Origin of the sequence: Haladaptatus caseinilyticus, assembly GCF_026248685.1 — an archaeon.
Taxonomy (GTDB): Archaea; Halobacteriota; Halobacteria; order Halobacteriales; family Haladaptataceae; genus Haladaptatus; species Haladaptatus caseinilyticus.
In genome coordinates, this window is record NZ_CP111036.1 from 926,860 (window position 1) to 944,983 (window position 18,124).

Consider the following 18,124-nt stretch of genomic DNA (forward strand, 5'->3'; position numbering starts at 1 on the left):
ACCCATCCAACCGGGCAATGACCCTGACGCTCTCGAAACCGACCACATCAGCACCCGACAGTGCGGACGACGGCGTATGGCTCGCGTGTATCGCCTGTGAATGGACCGGCGCGCCATTCGACGAGATTCGCTATCGTTGTCCCGACTGTGACGGACTGCTCGAGGTTCGGTACGCCGACCATCCGACGTTCGATGATTTCGAAGGGAGCGGTGTCTGGCGCTATGCCGACGCCCTCCCCGTGAAATCCGGCGTGAGCATCGACGAGGGGAACACCCCCCTGTACGAAGCGCCGACCATCGAAGACGAGGTCGACGTCTCCTCCCTTCGAATCAAACACGAGGGGATGAATCCGACGGGCAGTTTCAAAGACCGCGGAATGACGCTCGGCGTGAAAGTCGCGGAAAAGCTCGGCACGGACCGGCTGGCCTGCGCGAGCACCGGGAACACCAGCGCCGCGTTAGCCTGTTACGGCGCGCGTGCCGATACCGAAGTGCTCGTCCTCTTGCCTGCCGGAAAAGTCGCCGCCGGAAAGGTGGCACAGGCGAGCCTCCACGGCGCACGAATCCTCGAAGTCGGCGGCAACTTCGACGATTGCCTCGACATCGTCTCCGACCTCGCAAATCGCGGCGAGGCGTACCTCCTCAACTCGCTCAACCCGTTCCGCTTGGAAGGCCAGAAAACCATCGGACTGGAGATCATCGAACAGTTCCGCGACCAAACCGGCGACCTCCCCGACCGAATCGTACTTCCAGTCGGCAACGCCGGAAACACCAGCGCGCTGTTCAAAGCGTTCCGTGAACTCGTCGCCGCCGGTGAACTGACGGCCGAAGAAGTACCCACTCTGACTGGCGTCCAAGCCGAAGGTGCGGCCCCAATGGTCGAGGCCGTCGAATCCGATGCGGACGAAGTCCGTCGCTGGGACGAAGTCGAAACAATCGCGACCGCCATCCGAATCGGAAACCCTGTCAACGCCCCGAAAGCACTGCCGGCGATCCGAGAAACCGGCGGAACCGCAATCGCTGTCACGGACCACGAAATCACCGACGCTCAACGAGCATTGGCGAGGGACGGAATCGGCGTCGAACCCGCCAGCGCCGCGAGCGTCGCTGGCCTGCGAAAACTCCGCGAATCAGGGAAGATATCGGCCGACGAGAACGTCGTCTGCCTGACCACGGGACACCTGTTGAAAGACCCCGATGCGGCAGCAAAAGCGGGCGTCGAACCGGAACCCGTTCCCGCCGACACCGACGACGTGTTGAGGCACATCTCGAGATAACGACCCGGACGCTCCAAGCGTGTGATAGCCTAAAGCGATTCCCAACCCGAGGTCGAAACGCGGTGGGGAAACAGACGGTCCGATTATCGGTGCGGCCCCCGTCGGCGGGAAGCCGACGACTGACAGACGGATGGCAGAGGCTGCTGTGGATCACGTTTAGTCGATGCTCGGCGTAACCGAAACCCGTCGAACCGCGACGACCCCCCTCCCCGGTCGGGGGAACCCTAACGAACTTCGAAACGCGTTCGACGAGTTCGGCCCGCTTTTACCGGCGAAGGAACTGCCATCCGAATTCCCTGATACTACCGACCTCGGGCAAGTCCAAGCACGAGTGTCGCGCTGACGAGCAAGCAGACCAACAATCCGGCGAAGGCGATCGTGTACCCCGCTCGTCCCGCCACGAAACCAACGTATGTCGTTCCCAAACTACCGAGACCGACGTAGATGGTTCGAGTCGCACCGAGGTCACCGCCCATGGTGCCATCCGGAAACACGTCCATCAAATGTGCCTGCATGGCCGGAGGGTATGCCATCAGTCCCGCTGCAAAGACGACGACGCTTACAGTCACCGCAAGCGTCCCGCTCGCCACGACGACGCCGGTAAGCGCAAGCGTCGCGACTACCAGTGACCCAGCTGCGACTACGGGCCGTGAGATTCGGTCGCCGAGTGACCCGGAAAGCGGTTTCACCAGCGCTCCGACGGCGAAGAGGGCGGCGAAGCCCCCGCCCGCAAGTGCCGGTGAGAATCCCTTCGCCTCCTGTAAGAAAGTTGGGAAGAACCCGGTGACGGACTGCCAGACGAACGCATAGAGGGAGTAAGCAACGAGCAGAGCGACCGTCTGGCGGTTGGCGAAGCGATTGGCCGTTTTCCGAACATCGCGGAGCGCCGCGTATCCGGTGCCTCCATCGACCCGTGGTGGCGTATACGCCTCGCGATTCCAGCGATGGAGCAGAACGAATACGACCACGAGGAGAATTACGACCGGAAGGAACGCGAATCGCCACGTCGCGAAGGTGAGCACGACGACTGCAAGCCCTGCCGCGATGGCACCGCCACCGTCTCCCGACGCACCGTGAAGGCCGAATGCTTGCCCCCGGCGGGTGACGAACAAGTCAGATACCAGTGCTCTAGCGGGCGTTGGATAGAGTCCAGCCCCCGTTCCGACGACCGCCGCACCGAGGAGGAACATCGAGTAGGTTGGCGCACCGGCGAGCACGACGAATCCGACGACGAGAAACGAAAGTCCAGTCGCAAGCAGGGTTTTCCGTGAGAGGCGGTCGGAGAGTCGTCCGCTCGGATACTGGCCGAGAGCGTAGAGCCCCCAGAGGAGGGTGAAGGCGAACCCGGCCTGAAGCTCCGTGATTCGGAGCGAATCCATCACCGTCGGGAGCATCGGCGAGAGGACGAGCCTACCCGTCTGAATCATCGTCCAGCCAAGTGAAACGGCGAGGAGGAGTTTTCCGGAGTATCCGGTTACCAATCGCTCCTGAACCCGCGGTCGATTTTCGTCTCCGAAATCCTCGGCCACACGTTGAGGGAAGCAAAGCTGGTACTTGAGTCCGGCTTTCGCGGCAGGTTGTGGTCAGCTATCGGTAATCCGTCGCTCCGTCACCTCGTCGGGGTTGGTACCGTCTTCGGATAAAAAGGTCTCCCCAAAGACCGTCCCTACGCGCCGTTCAGTCCAATACTTCGGACCTCGATTATGCGCTCGTCCGCTTCGAGCGCGCGTTTCGCGTCCGCCGTGAGTTCGTCGTCAAGATTGTAGACGGAAAGTGCCTCGCCACCGTCAGTTTCACGCGCGTTGAACATCCCCGCGATGTTGATACCGTGTTCGCCGAGGACGGTACCGACGAACCCGATGACGCCGGGTTTGTCGTGATTCCGCGCGACCAGCATGTGGCCGTGCGGAATCGCATCGACGCGGTAGCCATCGATACGGACGATTCGGGGGTCGTCACCCGCGAACAGGGTTCCTTCGACCGTGATTTCCTCGTCCGCGCTTTCGACCGTGACCGCGATGAGGCTCTGGAAATCCGCCGCCTGTCGGGTCTTGCTCTCGGTAACTTCGACGCCACGTTCCTCGGCGATTTGGGGTGCGTTGACCGCGTTGACCTGCCATTCGAGCGGTTGGAAAACACCTTTCTGAGCGCTTGCGGTGACGAGATCGACCTCCTCTTCCGCGATGTCGCCTTCGTAGTTCACTTCGATACGCTCGATTCGCTCATCGAGGAGTTGTGTGGCGATTTTACCCGCAGTCTCCGCGAGTTCGATGTAGGGACGGACACGGGGGAACGCACTCTCTTCGACGGATGGCGCGTTGAGAGCGTTGATAACTGGTTCCTCCTTGAGGGCTGCGACGACTTGGTCAGCAGTACTGGTGGCGACGTTTTCCTGTGCCGCCTCCGTGCTCGCACCGAGGTGCGGCGTGACGATAACGTCGTCCACATCGAGCAGTGGGTTGTCTTCGGGGAGCGGTTCTTCAGCGAACACGTCGATTGCCGCGCCTGCGAGGATACCGTCCTCGACCGCGCTGGCGAGTGCTTCCTCGTCGACGACACCGCCGCGGGCGCAGTTGACGACGTATCCACCTTCGATTTGCGCGAGTTCTTCGTCGCTGATGAGGCCTTCCGTTTCGGGCGTGAGCGGTGTGTGAACCGTGAGGAAGTCGGCGCGGTCGAGACATTCGTCCAGTTCAACCAGTTCGGCACCGAGTTGTCGGGCCAGATCCTCGCTGATGTATGGGTCGTATGCGACGAGTTCCATTCCCAGACTGTCGAGCTTTTTCGCGACTTCCTGGCCGACTCGACCGAGTCCGACGATACCGAGCGTCTTCTTGTTCAGTTCCGTGCCGAGATAATCGCCTTTCGCCCACTCGCCACCCTTGAGTCTGACGTGTGCCTGTGGGATGGACCGCGCGGTGGCGAACGCCATGGCGACGGTATGTTCGGCGGCTGCTCGGACGTTGCCTTCCGGAGCATTCGCGACGATGACGCCGTGTTCGGTCGCGGCTTCGATGTCGATGTTGTCCACGCCGATCCCCGCCCGGCCGACGATGACGAGTTCGGATGCGGCCTCGAACACGTCGCGGTTTACGTCCGTTCCGGAGCGGACGATGAGTCCGTTTGCGTCCGTGACCGCGTTCAAGAGGGCATCACCCTCGACATCGTAGGCCGTCTCTACCTCGTACCCTGCCTCGCGGAGTCTGTCCAGTCCCGCATCGGCGATGGGGTCAGTGACTAAGACCTTCATTGGTGGGGAGAAAACACCTGCCGCCCGTTAACCCTTTCTCTAATCGCGAAGATTGCCAGAATATTTTCTACAATATTACGGTGAAAAAATTGTTTAGAGGTTCGACTACTCGATGGACTCCCGTTCTTCGGAACCGGTTCGTGGTTGTATTTCACCATTCGTTTCGCTTGGCTCCAAAGCCGTCTCGGCACACTTCGGGCAGTAGTCGTTTTGTCCACTATCGATCAGCGCGACCGGAACGCCATCAACGACGAGTTCCTTGACGAATCGTCGCCGTATTCCGGGTTGGTTTTTAGGTGTATCGTAGCCACAAACTGAACAGCCATCGGCTGGAAGCGTTGTTCGCTCGGTGACCACTCGCCGCCCGATTCCGTATCGGCCGCGGTCGTAGGCGCGCTGTGCCTTGTTGAGTCGGTACGACAGGAAGAGTGCGGGAGCAAGAATAACCAGTAAGAGGACGACAGCCTTCCAACTAATCAGCGATTTGGCGACCACGCCGAGAAAGACGGCTAGCGAAAGAGCGCTCGTCAAGACGAGCGCCCACGTAACCAACCGGTTGGCGGTGTCGTCGGTCATTACGCGGAGGACTGGTTGCTCGAACCGCCGTCGATGTTCCGGACGAACTGCGGATACCCTTCGCCGCCGACAGGGATGTACACCGTATCGGTTTTGTCCAGTTTCTCGATGTACTTCTGTGTGAGCACGTTACGGTCGAGCGATTCGCTCAGAATGCGGTTCGCTTCGGCCTGTCCTTCCGCCGCGATTTGTTTTCGGTCGGCCTCCAACTTTTCCACTTCGAGTTCGTTTTCCTTCTGCTGTTTGCGCTGTTTCGTGATCTCTTTTTGTTCGACCGCTTGGGCGTACTGCTTGGGCAGGTTGACGTTTCGAATCTGTACCGTTTCGAGGATGAGGCCGTCCTCGTTGAAATCCTTCTGGAGCGCCTTCTGCGCCGCCTCTTTCAGTTTTGTCTGTCCCTCGCCGGTGTAGATTTCGGTGACCGGCAGACGCCCCGCTTCGGTCCGCAGTACCGACCGAATGCTCGGACGGATAAGACGCTGTTCTGCGGTTTCGACGCCACGATAGTTCTTGTAGAACTTCACCGCTTCCGACGAATCGACGCGATACCGAACGCTAATGTCGATGTCTACCCGCAGTCCGTCCTCGGTCAGGACGGTTATCGCATCGTCGGTATTTTCTTTACTGCCTTCGCCTTGCTGACTCGACATCGTGTACGTTTGGGGGCGAGTCGAGAGCGAAACCGTGCTTTGGGAGACAGGGTTGATGAAGTGTGCGCCCGGTTCGAAGACGGCCCCGCTGGCCGCACCCCACTTCTTGACGACTTTCACGTTCCCTTCATCGACGGGTTCCCACGCCATGAACCCGGCGACGGGTGCGGCGATGACGACGATGGCCAGTCCGATGAGAAGCGTATTTCCTAGAATGCTACCGAGGTCGATGTCCGGAATCGGACTGGACGACCCATCCGGGTCGATCGGGATGTCGTTGTCGGAACTCATGTAGAACGTTCGGAACGTTTGAGAGAGTCGGCATATGTTTTGTCATCCATCGTTCATTCCACGGAGAATATTCCAACCGGTCAGGAATTTCTGATGAAAATCGACGCGACGAACCGACGTTTCGACTCGAATCGGGAGAATCAGCAAACGATCCGAATCGGCGGACAGTTTTAGGGGTGGCCCACGGACGCCCGGCCCTCGACGGCCTGATGAAGACGGGCGAGTGAGAGCAAGCGATGAGGAGGTCACTCGCGAGCGACTGAGCGAGGATGGCTTTCGCCGAACAGTTCCAATCGCCACGTCTTGCAGAGCAGTTGTATCTCGGAACCCAGTTCGGTACCCAGCTTCAGCAACGGTTCCGTCCGCCGTTTCGGCAATTTCCACGCGCACCACACTCTTTTAACAACCGGAAGCACCAATCACGATTCGAATGAAGATAGTCGCGTTCGACTTCGACGGTACGCTTTCCGATTCGGAAATGACGGTGCTGCTCGGCAAACGAAAGGGCGTTGCCGACCAGATGGAGGACATCACGGCGCGCGCGATGAACGACGAAATCAGCTACGCCGAAAGCCTCCGCGACCGGGCGGCCCTGCTCGAAGGCCTTCCGCTGGTGGATGCCGAAGATGCGTTTTCGGAGGTCCGTCTACGGCCCGGTGCCGCCGAGATTCTCGCCGATTTGGCCGAGAAGGGAACCCACGTCGCGATTTTGACCGGCGGATTCGAGCGCGGCGTCCAAGCCGCGCTCGACCGCGAAGGAGTGTCCGTGGACACCATCATCGCCAACCGACTGCCGGACGACGGCGAGACACTGACGGGCGAAGTCGAAGGGCCACTCATCGAGGGGACGAAGGACAAAGCCCTGGAGTCGCTGGCGAAAGACCAGGACGCGGACATAGTAAACACCGTCGCAGTCGGTGACGGAGCGAACGACCTGCCGATGCTGGAAGTCGCGGGATTGGCCGTCGGCTTCGAGCCAAAACCCGCCGTGGCACCGGCCTGTGACACCATCGTTTCGCACATGAACGAACTCCACGACATCCTCGCGACCAAAAACGCAATCTAAAGATAGAAGCCCTGAGACACGTGATATTCCGTGTCTCGCTATCTTTATTATTTCAGAAGTCATCTAATACAGTCGGTGATTGTAATGGAACGATACACCCCCTTTGAGGATATGGACCGAATGTTCGAACAAATGCGCGCCCGCATGTGGGGCGTCGGCGAACCCCGGTCGGACGGACGGCGAGGTACCCACATCGACCTGAAAGAACACGATGGACAGTTCGTCCTCGTCGCCGACCTCCCCGGGTTCGAGAAGGAAGAGATCGACCTCTCGTTCAGCGACGACGTGCTGACCGTCTCCGCGAAACACGAGGTCACTGGTGACGACTTCAGCCGTGCCCGCGAACTCTCGGAGCGCGTGAGCCTCCCTAAGGCAGTCGAGAAGGATAGCATTACGGCCTCCTACCGCAACGGCGTCCTCGAAGTTCGACTCCCGATTACGGAAGAGGAGGACACCGAAGACGGTGATAAAATCGAAATTAGCGACTGATTTGTTCGGCGGCCCGATCCGCGTCAGCGCGATTCGCGTCGCCGATGAGTGACGGCACGGTCCGTCTAACGGCTTGCGCGGGAATCGCGAATCCGAGGTTTTCGCCACCCACGATACCGGCGGTGTTGACGCCGATAACGCGCCCGCCGCAGGTTACCAGTGGACCGCCGCTGTTGCCCGGGTTGATCGCCGCGTCGGTCTGAATTGCACCGGGGATCGAAAAGCCCTGACGAGTCGGGAGCGTTCGATCGACCCCGCTGACGACACCCTGCGTTATCGTACCCTGTAAACCGAGAGGGTTACCGAGTGCGGCAACCCGCTGACCGGGTTCCGCCCGTTCATTTGCGAGCGAAAGCGAATCGACATAGTTCGGAACTCGTTCGATTCGTAGAATGGCGAGGTCAGTTCGAGGCGACGTGCCGACGATTTCCGCCCGTCTGAACTCCCCGCGGTTGAACTGCACTGAGAGTTCAGTCGCCCCCGCGACGACGTGCTCGTTCGTGACGATGTAACCGGACGAATTCGATTTGGAGAGTCGGTATACGAATCCGGAACCTTCACCGATTCCCCGAGGCGTTTCGACCCCGACGGCAACCACCGAATCTATCGACTCATCGTACAGTGACGGGTACTGACACGGTAGTGCTCGTTGTTCGTTCCGTTGCTGTACGTTCTCGACACCAGCGACGCTGACACTCGATGTGACGACCACACCGGTGACGAGCAAAACGAGCAGTCGGGTTCTCATCTCGGCCTCTGGACGAGGGGAGGGGCAATCAATTCAGTGGCCATTCAGTGGGCAAACAGACTGGCGTGAACGGGAGCGAACCGTCCCGTCTCGGGGTCGAGAAATCGTCGAATCGGCGGGCCGACCGACTCGGGTTCGGTGAGGAACGCATCGTGTCCGTGGTCGCTATCGATGACGCGGTGGGTCACTTCGACACCGGCGTCGCGGAACGCGTTGGTGAGATGGGTCGCTTGTTCGACCGTGAAATGCCAGTCGCCGGAAATCGAAAGGACGAGTACCTCGCCGTCGTACTCCGCAAGCGCGTCCGAGTCGGAGTCGTAGCCTGCGGAGAGGTCGTAGTTCTCCATCGCGTGGGTGAGATAGAGATAGCTGTTCGCGTCGAATCGCTGGACGAATTTTTGTGCCTGGTAATCGAGATAGCTCTCCACGTCACGATAGGAGTCATCGTCGAGAGCGAACTCCGGAACGGGGCTGGAAGAATCCCCACTCGCACCGAATTTCCGTGGCGGACAGTCGGCGAGTCGCCGACCGAACTTGTCCGCCATCGAATCCTTCGACAGGTACGTAACGTGACCGAGTTGCCGGGCGAGGGCCAATCCGATATCGGGATGGTCAGGGTAGTAGTCACCGCCCTGCCATATCGGATCGGAGACGATTGCCCGCCGGGAAACCGCGGAGAGGGCGAGCAATTGTGGATCGAGACGCGCCGACGTGGCGATTGGAACTACCTTCTCGACGCGGTCCGGGTATCGTTTCGCCCATTCGAGGGCGTTCATCCCGCCGACGCTTCCGCCGATGACTGCCCGGAGTCCGTCGATTCCGAGATGATCCAGCAGACGATGTTGGGCACGAGTCCAATCGCCGACGGTGACGGTCGGGAAATCGGAACCGTAGGGGTCACCCGTCTCGGGGTTCGTACTCTGCGGGCCGGTCGTGCCGTAACACGATCCGGGAACGTTTGCACAGACCACGAACTGCTTGCGGGTGTCGATGGGCATGCTCGGGCCTACCATCTCGTCCCACCAACCGGTTCCTTGGCCGTCTTTGCTTCCGAGAACCTGCTGGCTGCCGGTGAGTGCGTGGCAGACGAGAACCGCATTGTTGCCGGTGTATTCGCCGTACGTCTCGTAGGCGATTTCCAATTCAGGAATCTTCGCACCGGACTCGAATTCGAACGAGCCAAGCGAGACAGTCATCGTGTAGCCTCCTCGATTGCCGAATCGAGGTCGGCGAGGATATCAGCGGGGTCTTCGATGCCGACCGAGAGGCGAACGAGGTCGCGCGTCACGCCAGCGGACCGCTGTTCTTCCGGCGAGAGTTGGGCGTGCGTCGTGCTCGCGGGATGGATGACGAGCGTCTTCGCGTCGCCGATATTGGCGAGAAACGAGGCGAGGTCGACTTCCTCACAGAACGTCTTGCTGGCCTCGTACTCGCCGAGTCCGAAAGCAATCATGCCGCCGTAGCCGGAATCCAAGAATCGACTCGCGTTGTCGTGCGTATCATGTGATTCGAGACCGGGGTAGGTGACCCACGCTACCTCGTCGTGGTCGGCGAGGTACTCCGCGACGATAGCGGCGTTGTCGCAGTGGCGGGCCATCCGGATGGGAAGCGTTTCCAACCCCTGAATCGTCTGCCACGCGTCGAAGGGCGACTGCTGATTGCCGAGGCTTCGAAGCGAACGGAACCTGACGGCAGCGGCGAGCGGTGCGTTCGGGAAGTCCCTCGAGAAGTCGATACCGTGATAGGCTGGGTTTTCGCCCGCGATTTCCGGGTAGCCCTCCCAGTCGAAGGTGCCGTCGTCCACGAGGACGCCTCCGACCGTCGTTCCGCTCCCGTGAAGCCATTTGGTCGTGGATTCCCAGACGACGTCCGCACCGTGGTCGAGGGGATGACAGAGCGCGGGCGTCGCAAACGTGTTATCCACGACGAGAGGAACGCCATGGTCGTGGGCGATATCGGCCACACGGTCGAAATCGGGAGTGACGAGCGACGGATTGCCGATGGTTTCGACGTGGACGAACGCCGTGTCCTCGTCGATTGCGTCGGCGTAGGCGTCGTAGTCGAGCGTGTCCACGAACCGAGCCTCGATTCCACGACGGGATGCGGTGTGCGAAAAGTAGGCGGTCGTCCCGCCGTAGGTATCGGTCGAGACGACGACGTTGTCGCCAGCCTCCGCGAGGACGAGCGTGAGCGAGTCGAGCGCCGCCATACCGCTGGCGGTAGCGACCGCATCGGTTCCACTTTCGAGTGAAGCGATTCGGTCCTCCAGCATCTCGACTGTCGGGTTGCTCAGCCGGGAGTAGATATGACCGTCGGCTTCCAGCGCATACAGGTTTGCGGCGTGGTCTGCGTCCTCGAAGGCGTAGGAGGTCGTTTGGTAGAGGGGCGGAGCAACCGCCCCTGTCGCGGGGTCCGGCTCCTGCCCCGCGTGAACGCTCCGGGTATCGAATCGGGGCTGGTCGTCACTCATGTGTAGTAGGAATATTTCTACAGAATTTTATAACCACCAGTTACGGCAAGGTTTGCAGAGCATGCTAGCGAATGGCGAGGAAGAGAACTCGACTCGCGAGCGCTAGTGGCGTATTCCGTCCGCTCCATCGACACGTCGGGGGCGGCCGGTGACGTGTTCCTCCTCTTGCGACTGTGGGAAAGACAACCCGAAACCGTGCTCTACGACACGGACATCGAACACAGCTACGTCTTCGAACCCGCGAGCGACACCGCTATACGTGTCGGGAAGCTCGAACAAAACCGATGAAAAAGCGCACGTTCGTTCTGCTCGGATTCGGCGCGTTCGCCCTTATCCTCCTGAGTTTTCTCCTACTCGGATTCGGGCGGCTCGTGTTTTCCTACCAAACCGCGCGGTATCTCTCCGCTCCGACGATGTTCGTCGCGTTCGCCTTCGTTCTCGTTCTCCTCGTGCAGTCGATATTGTCCGTAGCCGGCTTGTCGGAACTCGAATAGTCAGCCTCGACTCCCTAACCCTCGCCCTGCAGTGAGCGATATCGCCGCACCCACCACGCCTGAAGCGGGATGATGAGAAGGGGCATCCAGTACGCCAGGTCGAGACTGACCAGACTGACCGCTATCGAGGAGACGAACACGAAAGGGACGATAAGCCCCCGAATGGAAACCAGACGAGCGTGGTGGGTGCTGATTTCATCGGTGATAAGGCCGCGTCGTGCGGCGTACCACCACGTCGCCGTCATGGTCAGTCCGACGAGTGTGAAGTTCGTCGCGTACAACCCCCACGTCAACCGGGTCGAATACGTGCCAACGAGTTCCGTCGGGAACGGGAGAAAGGAGATGGTGAGCAGGAACAGCAGGTTTAGATAGAGGAGAATCCGGTCGTGTCGTTCGATGTTCTGGAAGAGGTTCTGGTGAACGACCCAATACACACCGACCGTAAAGAAGCTCAGCAGATAGCTGAACAGCAACGATTGAAAGCCGAGGAGATACGGCGGAAGTTGGGTCCCCGCCTGCGCCGACGGAACGTCCGGCACTTCGAATTGAAGCACCAACAGCGTCAGCACGATAGCGAAGACGCCATCGCTAATCGCTTCGAGTCGGTCGGTACCCTCGCCACCCAGCACCCGGACGACCATGGTCGATGTTTCGACGCGATAACAGGTAAGTACACCTGCTATTTTTCGGTCGGTGCCGAATCAGCGCAACTGTTCCCGGGCCGCGGCCATCGCCGCCTCCAGATCGACATCTTCGCCGACGTCGAGGAACGCCTCACCGATAGCACGCACGCCACGGAGGATTTGCTCCGAGGAGAGGTTGCCCATGTTGCTCACGCGGAAGATCTCACCACCGAGATGCGCCTGTCCACCGCTGATGCTGACGCCACGTTCGGTCACCGCGTCGAAAAAGTCGTCCGGGTTTTCGCGGACGCTTACAGGGAGCGAGACGGCAGTCAGCGTGTTCGAATACTCCGACGACTCGTTTCGTTCGGGGAACATCGACAGCCCCATCGAAGTGAACGCGGCTCGGAACGCCGACGACTGTCTGCGGTGGCGAGCGATTCGTTCGGGCATGCCCTCGTCCTCGATATGCTCGACTGCAAGCGCGAGGCCACGGAACAGAGGAACGGCGCTCGTGAACGGCGTCTGGTGGGAGTCCGCCTTCCGGAGATGCCAGTCCAAATCCTCGTAAAACGGCGCGTTCTCGCCGTCGAATGCCTCCTGCGCGCGAGGCGTCGCGTACATCGCGCTGGTACCCGGTGGGGCAGCGAGACATTTCTGCGCGTCGGTGATTACGACATCGACGTTCCAGTCGTCCACGAGGAACTCGTCGCCACCGAGGGAGGTAACACCGTCTACAACGAAGTAAGCGTCGTGCTCGTCGGCGATTTCGCCGACTTCGGCGACCGGATTGAGAAGACCGGTGCTCGTCTCGTTGTGTACCATCGTCACGACTTTCGTATCGTCGCTGACTACCTCGCCGACCGTTTCCGGGTCGATGGAGTGACCCCAGTCGAATTCGACGGGGGTGACGTTCGCATATCGGTCGGCGATCCGTTTGAATCGCCGACCGAATTTTCCGTTGACGATGGTGACTACTTCGTCATCCTCACCGGCGAGGTTGGCGACCGCGGCTTCCATCGCCATCGTCGCGGTTCCGTTGAAGATGAGACTCGTGCCGCCATTCGTCGTCGGCGTTCCATCGAGCGACGATCGCTCGAAGATGTAATCGAGACTGGTCTGTGCGCGTTCGTACACCGATTCGAACTCGGACGAGCGGTGCGAAACCATCGGTTCGCTCATCGCGGTTCGAACGTCACGCGCGAGGGGAACTGGACCCGGGTTGAGTAGGAGAAAATCCTCTCGCATACACCATCGTTCGACCTCCCAGTAAATAAGCGTCGTGCGGGGCGCAAATTCCGCCACCTCTTCCATCTACTGACGTTCGTCCGGCAGATTCGGAACGAGCCACGTGAGAAACGCCGCCGGACTGCGCGATTGCATCCAGATGGTTCCCGGTCCTTCGAACTCGCAGATGAGTCCGTCGCCGCTCTCGGCGGGAGACCGGACGCCGCTGAGGCGGCTAACCGAAAATCCGACAGTTTGCTCGAACGCGACGACGTGTCCAGTGTCCACGACGTATCGTTCGTCGGAGTTGAGACTGACCACCGAAATCGCCCCGTAGCTCGACAGAAACGATAACCCCGACCCCGACAGCTCGAGCAAGAAATCCCCCTCAGACTCGACGAACGCCCGTCCGCCGCTCAGTTCGGCGTCCAGTCCGACACCCGGTTCCACGGCGAGAAACGAGCTTGATGGGGTGTAAAGCGACTCATCACGGAGTTCGTAGTGAAAAATATCGCCGGGAAACGGCGGTGCCAACGTGACGGTGCCGGGACGGTTAGCCGAAAAGGTGGTCGAAAACGGTCGTCGTTCGTCGAACATCGAATCGGAGAGCGATTCTACGAGCTCGTCGTCCATCCCCGCCGTGACTTCGACATTCTTCGAGTGACTAACCAGCGACCCGGCCTCGGCTCGAATCTCCTCATTCGATTCCAGTGTCAGTTCAAGCTGGGTGAACGCAGGCCGGTTCGTGATTTCGTAATCCATACTCGAAGGAGACACGGGATGGAGATGCATAGCCCTCGCGGCCTCCTCTCTCGTGAATGACGTACTGGCTGTGAAGGTGTTCGGGCTGGTTTTGTGGGAGCGGAGCGTGGTCGTAGCTCGTCCCTGAACGCCCGTGTTGACCTCGATTATGAGCAACTGAAGCGGCCACGAAGTAATATCAACTGTCGCTACAGTCGAACGTATTACGGAAGCGAAAATGGAACGAGCACGAACGAAAGACGAACGGGCACGATGGGATTCGAACCCACGACCGTCGGATTAGAAGTCCGACGCTCTATCCAGACTGAGCTACGTGCCCTCAGTGCCACATTATCGGGCGGTCATCATAAGGGATTGGGATTTCGCGCGAGAGCACAGCCCTTAAGCACGGTTCACGACAAAACCAGAGCAATGCGAGTAATCGGAACCGTCGGCCTACCGGGGAGCGGCAAGGGCGAAGCCGCAACCGTTGCGGAAGAGGTCGGCATCCCCGTCGTGACGATGGGTGATGTCATCCGCGAAGCGTGCCGGGAGCGCGGTCTCAACCCGGCGGAACACCACGGCGAAATCGCGAAAGCACTCCGCGAGGAAAACGGCCCGGACGCCATCGCACAGGCGTCGCTTCCGCAGATCGAGGACGCGATGGAAGGATCCGATACCGTCCTCGTGGATGGCATTCGCTCCGGCGTCGAAGTCGAACGGTTCGAATCCACCTTCGGCGACGATTTCGTGTTGGTGAGCATCGAAGCGCCGTTCGAAGTTCGCGCCGAACGACTCGGCGAGCGCGGCAGAGACCGCACCGATGAAGACGAGGAGGGACTTCAACAGCGTGACGAACGCGAACTCGGTTTCGGTCTCGACCGAGCGATGGCACGAGCAGACGCCGTTATCGACAACACAGACACGCTCGACGCGTTCCGAATGCAGATTCGTGCCCTCCTCGAAGACGGACTTTCGGGGCTGGAAAACGTACAAACTGCGGAGGGAACATGATTTACAGCGTCGATATCGAAATTACGGCGCCGGTTCGGGACACGGAAATCGAGGCGCGGGTCGCGGACGCGATCGAGAACGTCTTCCCCGGTGCGGAAGCCGAATCGGGACACGGAGAACTCGTCGCCGAAGCGCACAGCGTCGAGGCGTTCTCGGAAGCACTCCACCGACAGGAAATCCTCGATACGGCACGCGGGGAGTTTTTCGGCGGTCGAGACGGCGATACTCTTTCGTTCTCGCTGAAAAAGCAAGCCGCCTTCCAAGGCGTCATCAACTTCGCGGTCGGCAATCCGGACGAACTCGGCGACATTCACGTCCGAATCAGGGTGAACGACCCCTCCGTCGAGGAGTTCATCGATTACGTCGCGCCACCGACAGAGGACGGCAAGCCGATTACGGGCGAGACGTAGTTTCAGATAACCGTTTGGACGACGACAAAGAGTACGATAACACCCAGCACGTCGCAAGCGTTCGTGACGACTGGAATGACCACGTCGTCAGGGTCGAGTTCGAACCGATACGCGACGTAAGTGGCAACGAGCGTAACCAACACTGCGATAAATGCCAGCGTGATTCCACTCATCAAGGAGATGAAAACGACGATGTGGAGTCCCAACTCGGTTCCGCCGATCAACCACGTCAACGACCACGCACCGAAGCCGACGACCGGAAAAACGGTGATCGCGAGCGCGACAGTTGCCACCGCATTTCCCGCGAGGAGGTCATCCTCACGACTGAACGAGAGCGTTCCGAGATGAAACGCGGTCGATAGTCTGGCGGCGAGAATGCTGCCGAGGTTGCCCGCCGTTCCGATGGTGACCGGCACGAGTGCGAGAAGCGTCGGATACCGAAGCAGGGTGCTCTCGAACGATCCGAGGACGAGACCGCTGCCGATTTCGACGACGGTCAACACGAGCAAAACCGGGAGCATAGCCCGCATGATGGCGCGAACCGTCCAGCGTGTCGGCATTCATCCGCCCCCGAATCCGAACCCGAGGACGATTCGAACGGCGAGCAGGAGAAACGAGATGCCGAACACGTCGCCGGTCGTCGTCACCAGCGGTCCGACGAGCGTGTCCGGGTTGTTACCGCGCCGGTATCCCGCGAATACGACCAAGACGACGGCGACGGTCAGCGCGCTGCCCGAAAGCAATCCCGCGATGAACGCGATAGCGACCAAAGTGGGCAACGGTGCAACGGGGTCGGAGAGCAGCCGGAGAACCGAAAACGCGACCAACGACGCGAACAGGCTGGCGAGAATCCCGTTCGCCAGCGAGGCTACGATAGCGGCCCACACTCGATCGTCGTCCGGGACGAACGACGGTTCGACCAACCCTTGGTGGAGTCCGGACGCGAGGCGCGCGCCGAGCGACCCGTAGACGTTTCCACGGGTGGCGAGGAGGGCGGGTACGAGAACGAGCAATCCCTGTACCTCACGGAGTTCGGCGCGCATACCGCCGAGAACGACGCCCGCGAACAGGCCGCCGACTACGCTCGCGGCCAACGCGGGGAGGGCCTCGCGGTATGCCTCGACGGCGACTTCCCGGACGGACATCTGTTGAAACGGATGCGGCCGTGGAACAAAAAAGGGGCGTGTTGCGGTAGACCCGACAGCCTACGATACGATGCTCGTTATCCGAACGGGCCGAACCCGCCGCCACCGCCGCCACCCTGCATCTTCTTCATCATACGCTCCATGTCGCCGCCCTGTCCCATCCCTTGGAACTGCTTCAGCGTCTGGGACATCATCTTGTGCTGCTGGAGCAGTTCGCGGATGCGTTCCTCGTCCTTGCCGCTGCCACGGGAAATACGCCGGATTTGGCTCGCACCGATGGAGCGTGGGTTTTCGAGTTCGTTCTCGGTCATCGAATCCATGATGACCTCGAAGGACCGCATGCGGTCTTTCGTCACGTCCATCGCATCGTCCGGTAGTTCGTCCATGATACCCCCGCCGAAGCCGGGAATCATGTCCATGACCTGTTCGAGCGGCCCCATCTTGTTCATCGCGTTCATCTGGTGACGCATGTCCTTGAGGGTGAACTGGCCCTTCAGCATGTCCTCGGGGTCCCAGTCCTCCTCCTCTTCCTGCGTCTCCTCCATCGCACGCTGGACGCGCTCGGTGAGTTGACCGAGGTCTCCCATTCCGAGTAGACGCGAGATGAAGCTGTTCGGTTCGAATCGCTCCACGTCCTGTACCGTCTCTCCGGACCCGAGGAACGCGATCGAGGAATCGGTCTCGTTGACCGCCGTCAACGCGCCACCACCTTTCGCCGTCCCGTCGAGTTTCGTGATGACGACGCCGTCAATGCCGATGGATTCGTCGAACTGCTGGGCTTGATCTTTCGCGCCCTGTCCGATCGCTGCGTCCAGCACGAGCAGGTTGCGGTCGGGGTTGACTTCCGCCTCGATCTCCTCGATTTCGGCGATGAGGTCGTCTTCGAGCGCGTGCCGACCGGCAGTGTCCACGATGTGGATGTCGGCATCAGCGGTCTCCTTCAATCCTTGGCGGGCGATATCGATCGGGTCGTCGTTGTCGGGATTACCGTAGAAGTCCACCTCGGCGCGGGCGCACATCTCCTTCGCCTGATCGTATGCACCGGGTCGAAAGGTGTCGGTCTGGATGACCGCAGGGCGAAGGCCCTTCTTCGAGAACCACCACGCCATCTTGGCGGACGTGGTCGTTTTACCGGATCCCTGGAGCCCGGCGAGGAGAATAGTCTGGTTTTCGAGCGGGATGTCCGTACTTTCGCCGACGAGGCCGACGAGTTCCTCGTAGACGATACTGAGCACGTGGTCACGGGCCGTCGTCCCACCGGGCGGTTCTTCCTCCAACGATCGAGTTTTGATAGAGTCGGAAAGCTCCATCACGAGGCTCACATCGACGTCAGCCTGCAGGAGCGAGCGCTGAATCTCTTTGACGATTTCCTCGATATCGTCCTCGCTAACGCGGGTTTTCCCACTCAACTTGTCGAGGGAACCGCGGAGAGAACTACCGAGATTGTCGAGCACCATCGTTAGAGAGTGTTTGGCTTTCCGGCGGTTTAAATGCTTTTTCTAGTTGATTTGCGGTCGATCAGGGTCGTCAGCCAGTTTCAGGCAGATAGAGATAAATAACACTACAGAATCATTTCAACCATGTCGGGGCAGCAGAGAGTCGAGACAGTCGATGAGACGAAGCGGATAGAGGAGCAGGTGGACCTTCAGTGGG

The 18,124-nt window shown here is 60.1% G+C and carries 22 protein-coding genes and 1 tRNA gene; 8 read left to right on the plus strand and 15 right to left on the minus strand.

The window, feature by feature from the left end; all coding sequences use genetic code 11:
* The first annotated feature begins 17 nt into the window (after positions 1–17).
* Both thrC and OOF89_RS05185 read left to right on the plus strand, forming a co-directional pair.
* Positions 18–1,277, plus strand: a complete 1,260-nt coding sequence (gene thrC / locus OOF89_RS05180; RefSeq protein WP_266079000.1) for a threonine synthase — start codon at positions 18–20, stop codon at positions 1,275–1,277.
* A 163-nt stretch (positions 1,278–1,440) separates the two neighbouring features.
* Positions 1,441–1,620, plus strand: a complete 180-nt coding sequence (locus tag OOF89_RS05185; protein ID WP_266079001.1) for a hypothetical protein — start codon at positions 1,441–1,443, stop codon at positions 1,618–1,620.
* On the opposite strand, the gene OOF89_RS05190 is transcribed toward OOF89_RS05185, so the two are convergent.
* The 5 genes from OOF89_RS05190 to OOF89_RS05210 form a co-directional block, all read right to left on the minus strand.
* A complete protein-coding gene (locus OOF89_RS05190; RefSeq protein ID WP_266079002.1) occupies positions 1,580–2,806 on the minus strand; it encodes an MFS transporter in 1,227 nt (408 codons plus the stop codon). The genes OOF89_RS05185 and OOF89_RS05190 overlap by 41 nt on opposite strands.
* Positions 2,807–2,943: 137 nt before the next feature.
* Positions 2,944–4,527, minus strand: coding sequence for a phosphoglycerate dehydrogenase (gene serA, locus OOF89_RS05195; protein ID WP_266079003.1), 1,584 nt, complete (start codon positions 4,525–4,527; stop codon positions 2,944–2,946).
* Between the two features lie 105 nt (positions 4,528–4,632).
* Positions 4,633–5,103: a hypothetical protein gene (locus OOF89_RS05200; protein WP_266079004.1), complete on the minus strand. Its 471-nt coding sequence runs from the start codon at positions 5,101–5,103 to the stop codon at positions 4,633–4,635.
* Positions 5,103–6,044 carry a prohibitin family protein gene (locus tag OOF89_RS05205; protein WP_266079005.1) on the minus strand — a complete coding sequence of 314 codons (942 nt, stop codon included), beginning with the start codon at positions 6,042–6,044 and terminating at the stop codon, positions 5,103–5,105. Before OOF89_RS05205 ends, OOF89_RS05200 begins: the two co-directional genes overlap by 1 nt.
* A 42-nt stretch (positions 6,045–6,086) precedes the next feature.
* Positions 6,087–6,437 (minus strand): hypothetical protein, encoded by a 351-nt coding sequence (locus OOF89_RS05210; protein WP_266079006.1) that lies wholly within the window; start codon positions 6,435–6,437, stop codon positions 6,087–6,089.
* Positions 6,438–6,474: 37 nt separating this feature from the next.
* Here OOF89_RS05210 and serB point away from each other — a divergent pair, with 37 nt between their 5' ends.
* Both serB and OOF89_RS05220 read left to right on the plus strand, forming a co-directional pair.
* The gene (gene serB / locus OOF89_RS05215) at positions 6,475–7,110 is read left to right on the plus strand and encodes a phosphoserine phosphatase SerB (protein WP_266079007.1); all 636 of its coding nucleotides are present in this window, start codon (positions 6,475–6,477) and stop codon (positions 7,108–7,110) included.
* An 84-nt stretch (positions 7,111–7,194) separates the two neighbouring features.
* Entirely contained in the window at positions 7,195–7,599 is a 405-nt protein-coding gene (locus OOF89_RS05220; RefSeq protein WP_266079008.1) for an Hsp20/alpha crystallin family protein, read from the plus strand.
* Here the strand turns inward: OOF89_RS05220 and OOF89_RS05225 are convergent.
* From OOF89_RS05225 to OOF89_RS05235, 3 genes are read right to left on the minus strand one after another with little or no spacing between them, the layout of a single operon-like run.
* Complete coding sequence (locus OOF89_RS05225; protein ID WP_266079009.1) at positions 7,589–8,347, minus strand: S1C family serine protease; 759 nt, start codon at positions 8,345–8,347, stop codon at positions 7,589–7,591. The genes OOF89_RS05220 and OOF89_RS05225 overlap by 11 nt on opposite strands.
* 44 nt (positions 8,348–8,391) lie before the next feature.
* The gene (gene metX / locus OOF89_RS05230; protein ID WP_266079010.1) at positions 8,392–9,543 is read right to left on the minus strand and encodes a homoserine O-acetyltransferase MetX; all 1,152 of its coding nucleotides are present in this window, start codon (positions 9,541–9,543) and stop codon (positions 8,392–8,394) included.
* A complete protein-coding gene (locus OOF89_RS05235; RefSeq protein WP_266079011.1) occupies positions 9,540–10,817 on the minus strand; it encodes an O-acetylhomoserine aminocarboxypropyltransferase/cysteine synthase family protein in 1,278 nt (425 codons plus the stop codon). The genes metX and OOF89_RS05235 overlap by 4 nt, the downstream gene beginning before the upstream one ends.
* Before the next feature lie 105 nt (positions 10,818–10,922).
* Between OOF89_RS05235 and OOF89_RS05240 the strand changes: the two genes are divergently transcribed.
* Positions 10,923–11,105, plus strand: a complete 183-nt coding sequence (locus OOF89_RS05240; RefSeq protein ID WP_266079012.1) for a hypothetical protein — start codon at positions 10,923–10,925, stop codon at positions 11,103–11,105.
* Entirely contained in the window at positions 11,102–11,311 is a 210-nt protein-coding gene (locus OOF89_RS05245; protein WP_266079013.1) for a hypothetical protein, read from the plus strand. Before OOF89_RS05240 ends, OOF89_RS05245 begins: the two co-directional genes overlap by 4 nt.
* Positions 11,312–11,325: 14 nt before the next feature.
* On the opposite strand, the gene OOF89_RS05250 is transcribed toward OOF89_RS05245, so the two are convergent.
* From OOF89_RS05250 to OOF89_RS05265, 4 genes are all read right to left on the minus strand, one after another.
* Positions 11,326–11,952 (minus strand): TMEM175 family protein, encoded by a 627-nt coding sequence (locus OOF89_RS05250; RefSeq protein WP_266079014.1) that lies wholly within the window; start codon positions 11,950–11,952, stop codon positions 11,326–11,328.
* Between the two features lie 60 nt (positions 11,953–12,012).
* Positions 12,013–13,182: a pyridoxal-phosphate-dependent aminotransferase family protein gene (locus OOF89_RS05255; protein WP_266079015.1), complete on the minus strand. Its 1,170-nt coding sequence runs from the start codon at positions 13,180–13,182 to the stop codon at positions 12,013–12,015.
* Positions 13,183–13,248: 66 nt separating this feature from the next.
* The gene (locus tag OOF89_RS05260) at positions 13,249–13,923 is read right to left on the minus strand and encodes a TIGR00266 family protein (protein ID WP_266079016.1); all 675 of its coding nucleotides are present in this window, start codon (positions 13,921–13,923) and stop codon (positions 13,249–13,251) included.
* Between the two features lie 244 nt (positions 13,924–14,167).
* Positions 14,168–14,242, minus strand: a tRNA-Arg gene (locus tag OOF89_RS05265).
* Positions 14,243–14,334: 92 nt separating this feature from the next.
* Here OOF89_RS05265 and OOF89_RS05270 point away from each other — a divergent pair.
* Positions 14,335–14,916 carry an AAA family ATPase gene (locus OOF89_RS05270; RefSeq protein WP_266079017.1) on the plus strand — a complete coding sequence of 194 codons (582 nt, stop codon included), beginning with the start codon at positions 14,335–14,337 and terminating at the stop codon, positions 14,914–14,916.
* Positions 14,913–15,326, plus strand: coding sequence for an RNA-binding domain-containing protein (locus tag OOF89_RS05275; RefSeq protein WP_266079018.1), 414 nt, complete (start codon positions 14,913–14,915; stop codon positions 15,324–15,326). The genes OOF89_RS05270 and OOF89_RS05275 overlap by 4 nt, the downstream gene beginning before the upstream one ends.
* Before the next feature lie 2 nt (positions 15,327–15,328).
* On the opposite strand, the gene OOF89_RS05280 is transcribed toward OOF89_RS05275, so the two are convergent.
* The 3 genes from OOF89_RS05280 to OOF89_RS05290 form a co-directional block, all read right to left on the minus strand.
* The gene (locus OOF89_RS05280; protein WP_266079019.1) at positions 15,329–15,886 is read right to left on the minus strand and encodes a magnesium transporter; all 558 of its coding nucleotides are present in this window, start codon (positions 15,884–15,886) and stop codon (positions 15,329–15,331) included.
* Positions 15,887–16,471 (minus strand): magnesium transporter, encoded by a 585-nt coding sequence (locus OOF89_RS05285; RefSeq protein WP_266079020.1) that lies wholly within the window; start codon positions 16,469–16,471, stop codon positions 15,887–15,889. It lies immediately after the preceding gene.
* Between the two features lie 77 nt (positions 16,472–16,548).
* Positions 16,549–17,928 (minus strand): signal recognition particle protein Srp54, encoded by a 1,380-nt coding sequence (locus OOF89_RS05290; RefSeq protein ID WP_266079021.1) that lies wholly within the window; start codon positions 17,926–17,928, stop codon positions 16,549–16,551.
* Between the last annotated feature and the right edge of the window lie 196 nt (positions 17,929–18,124).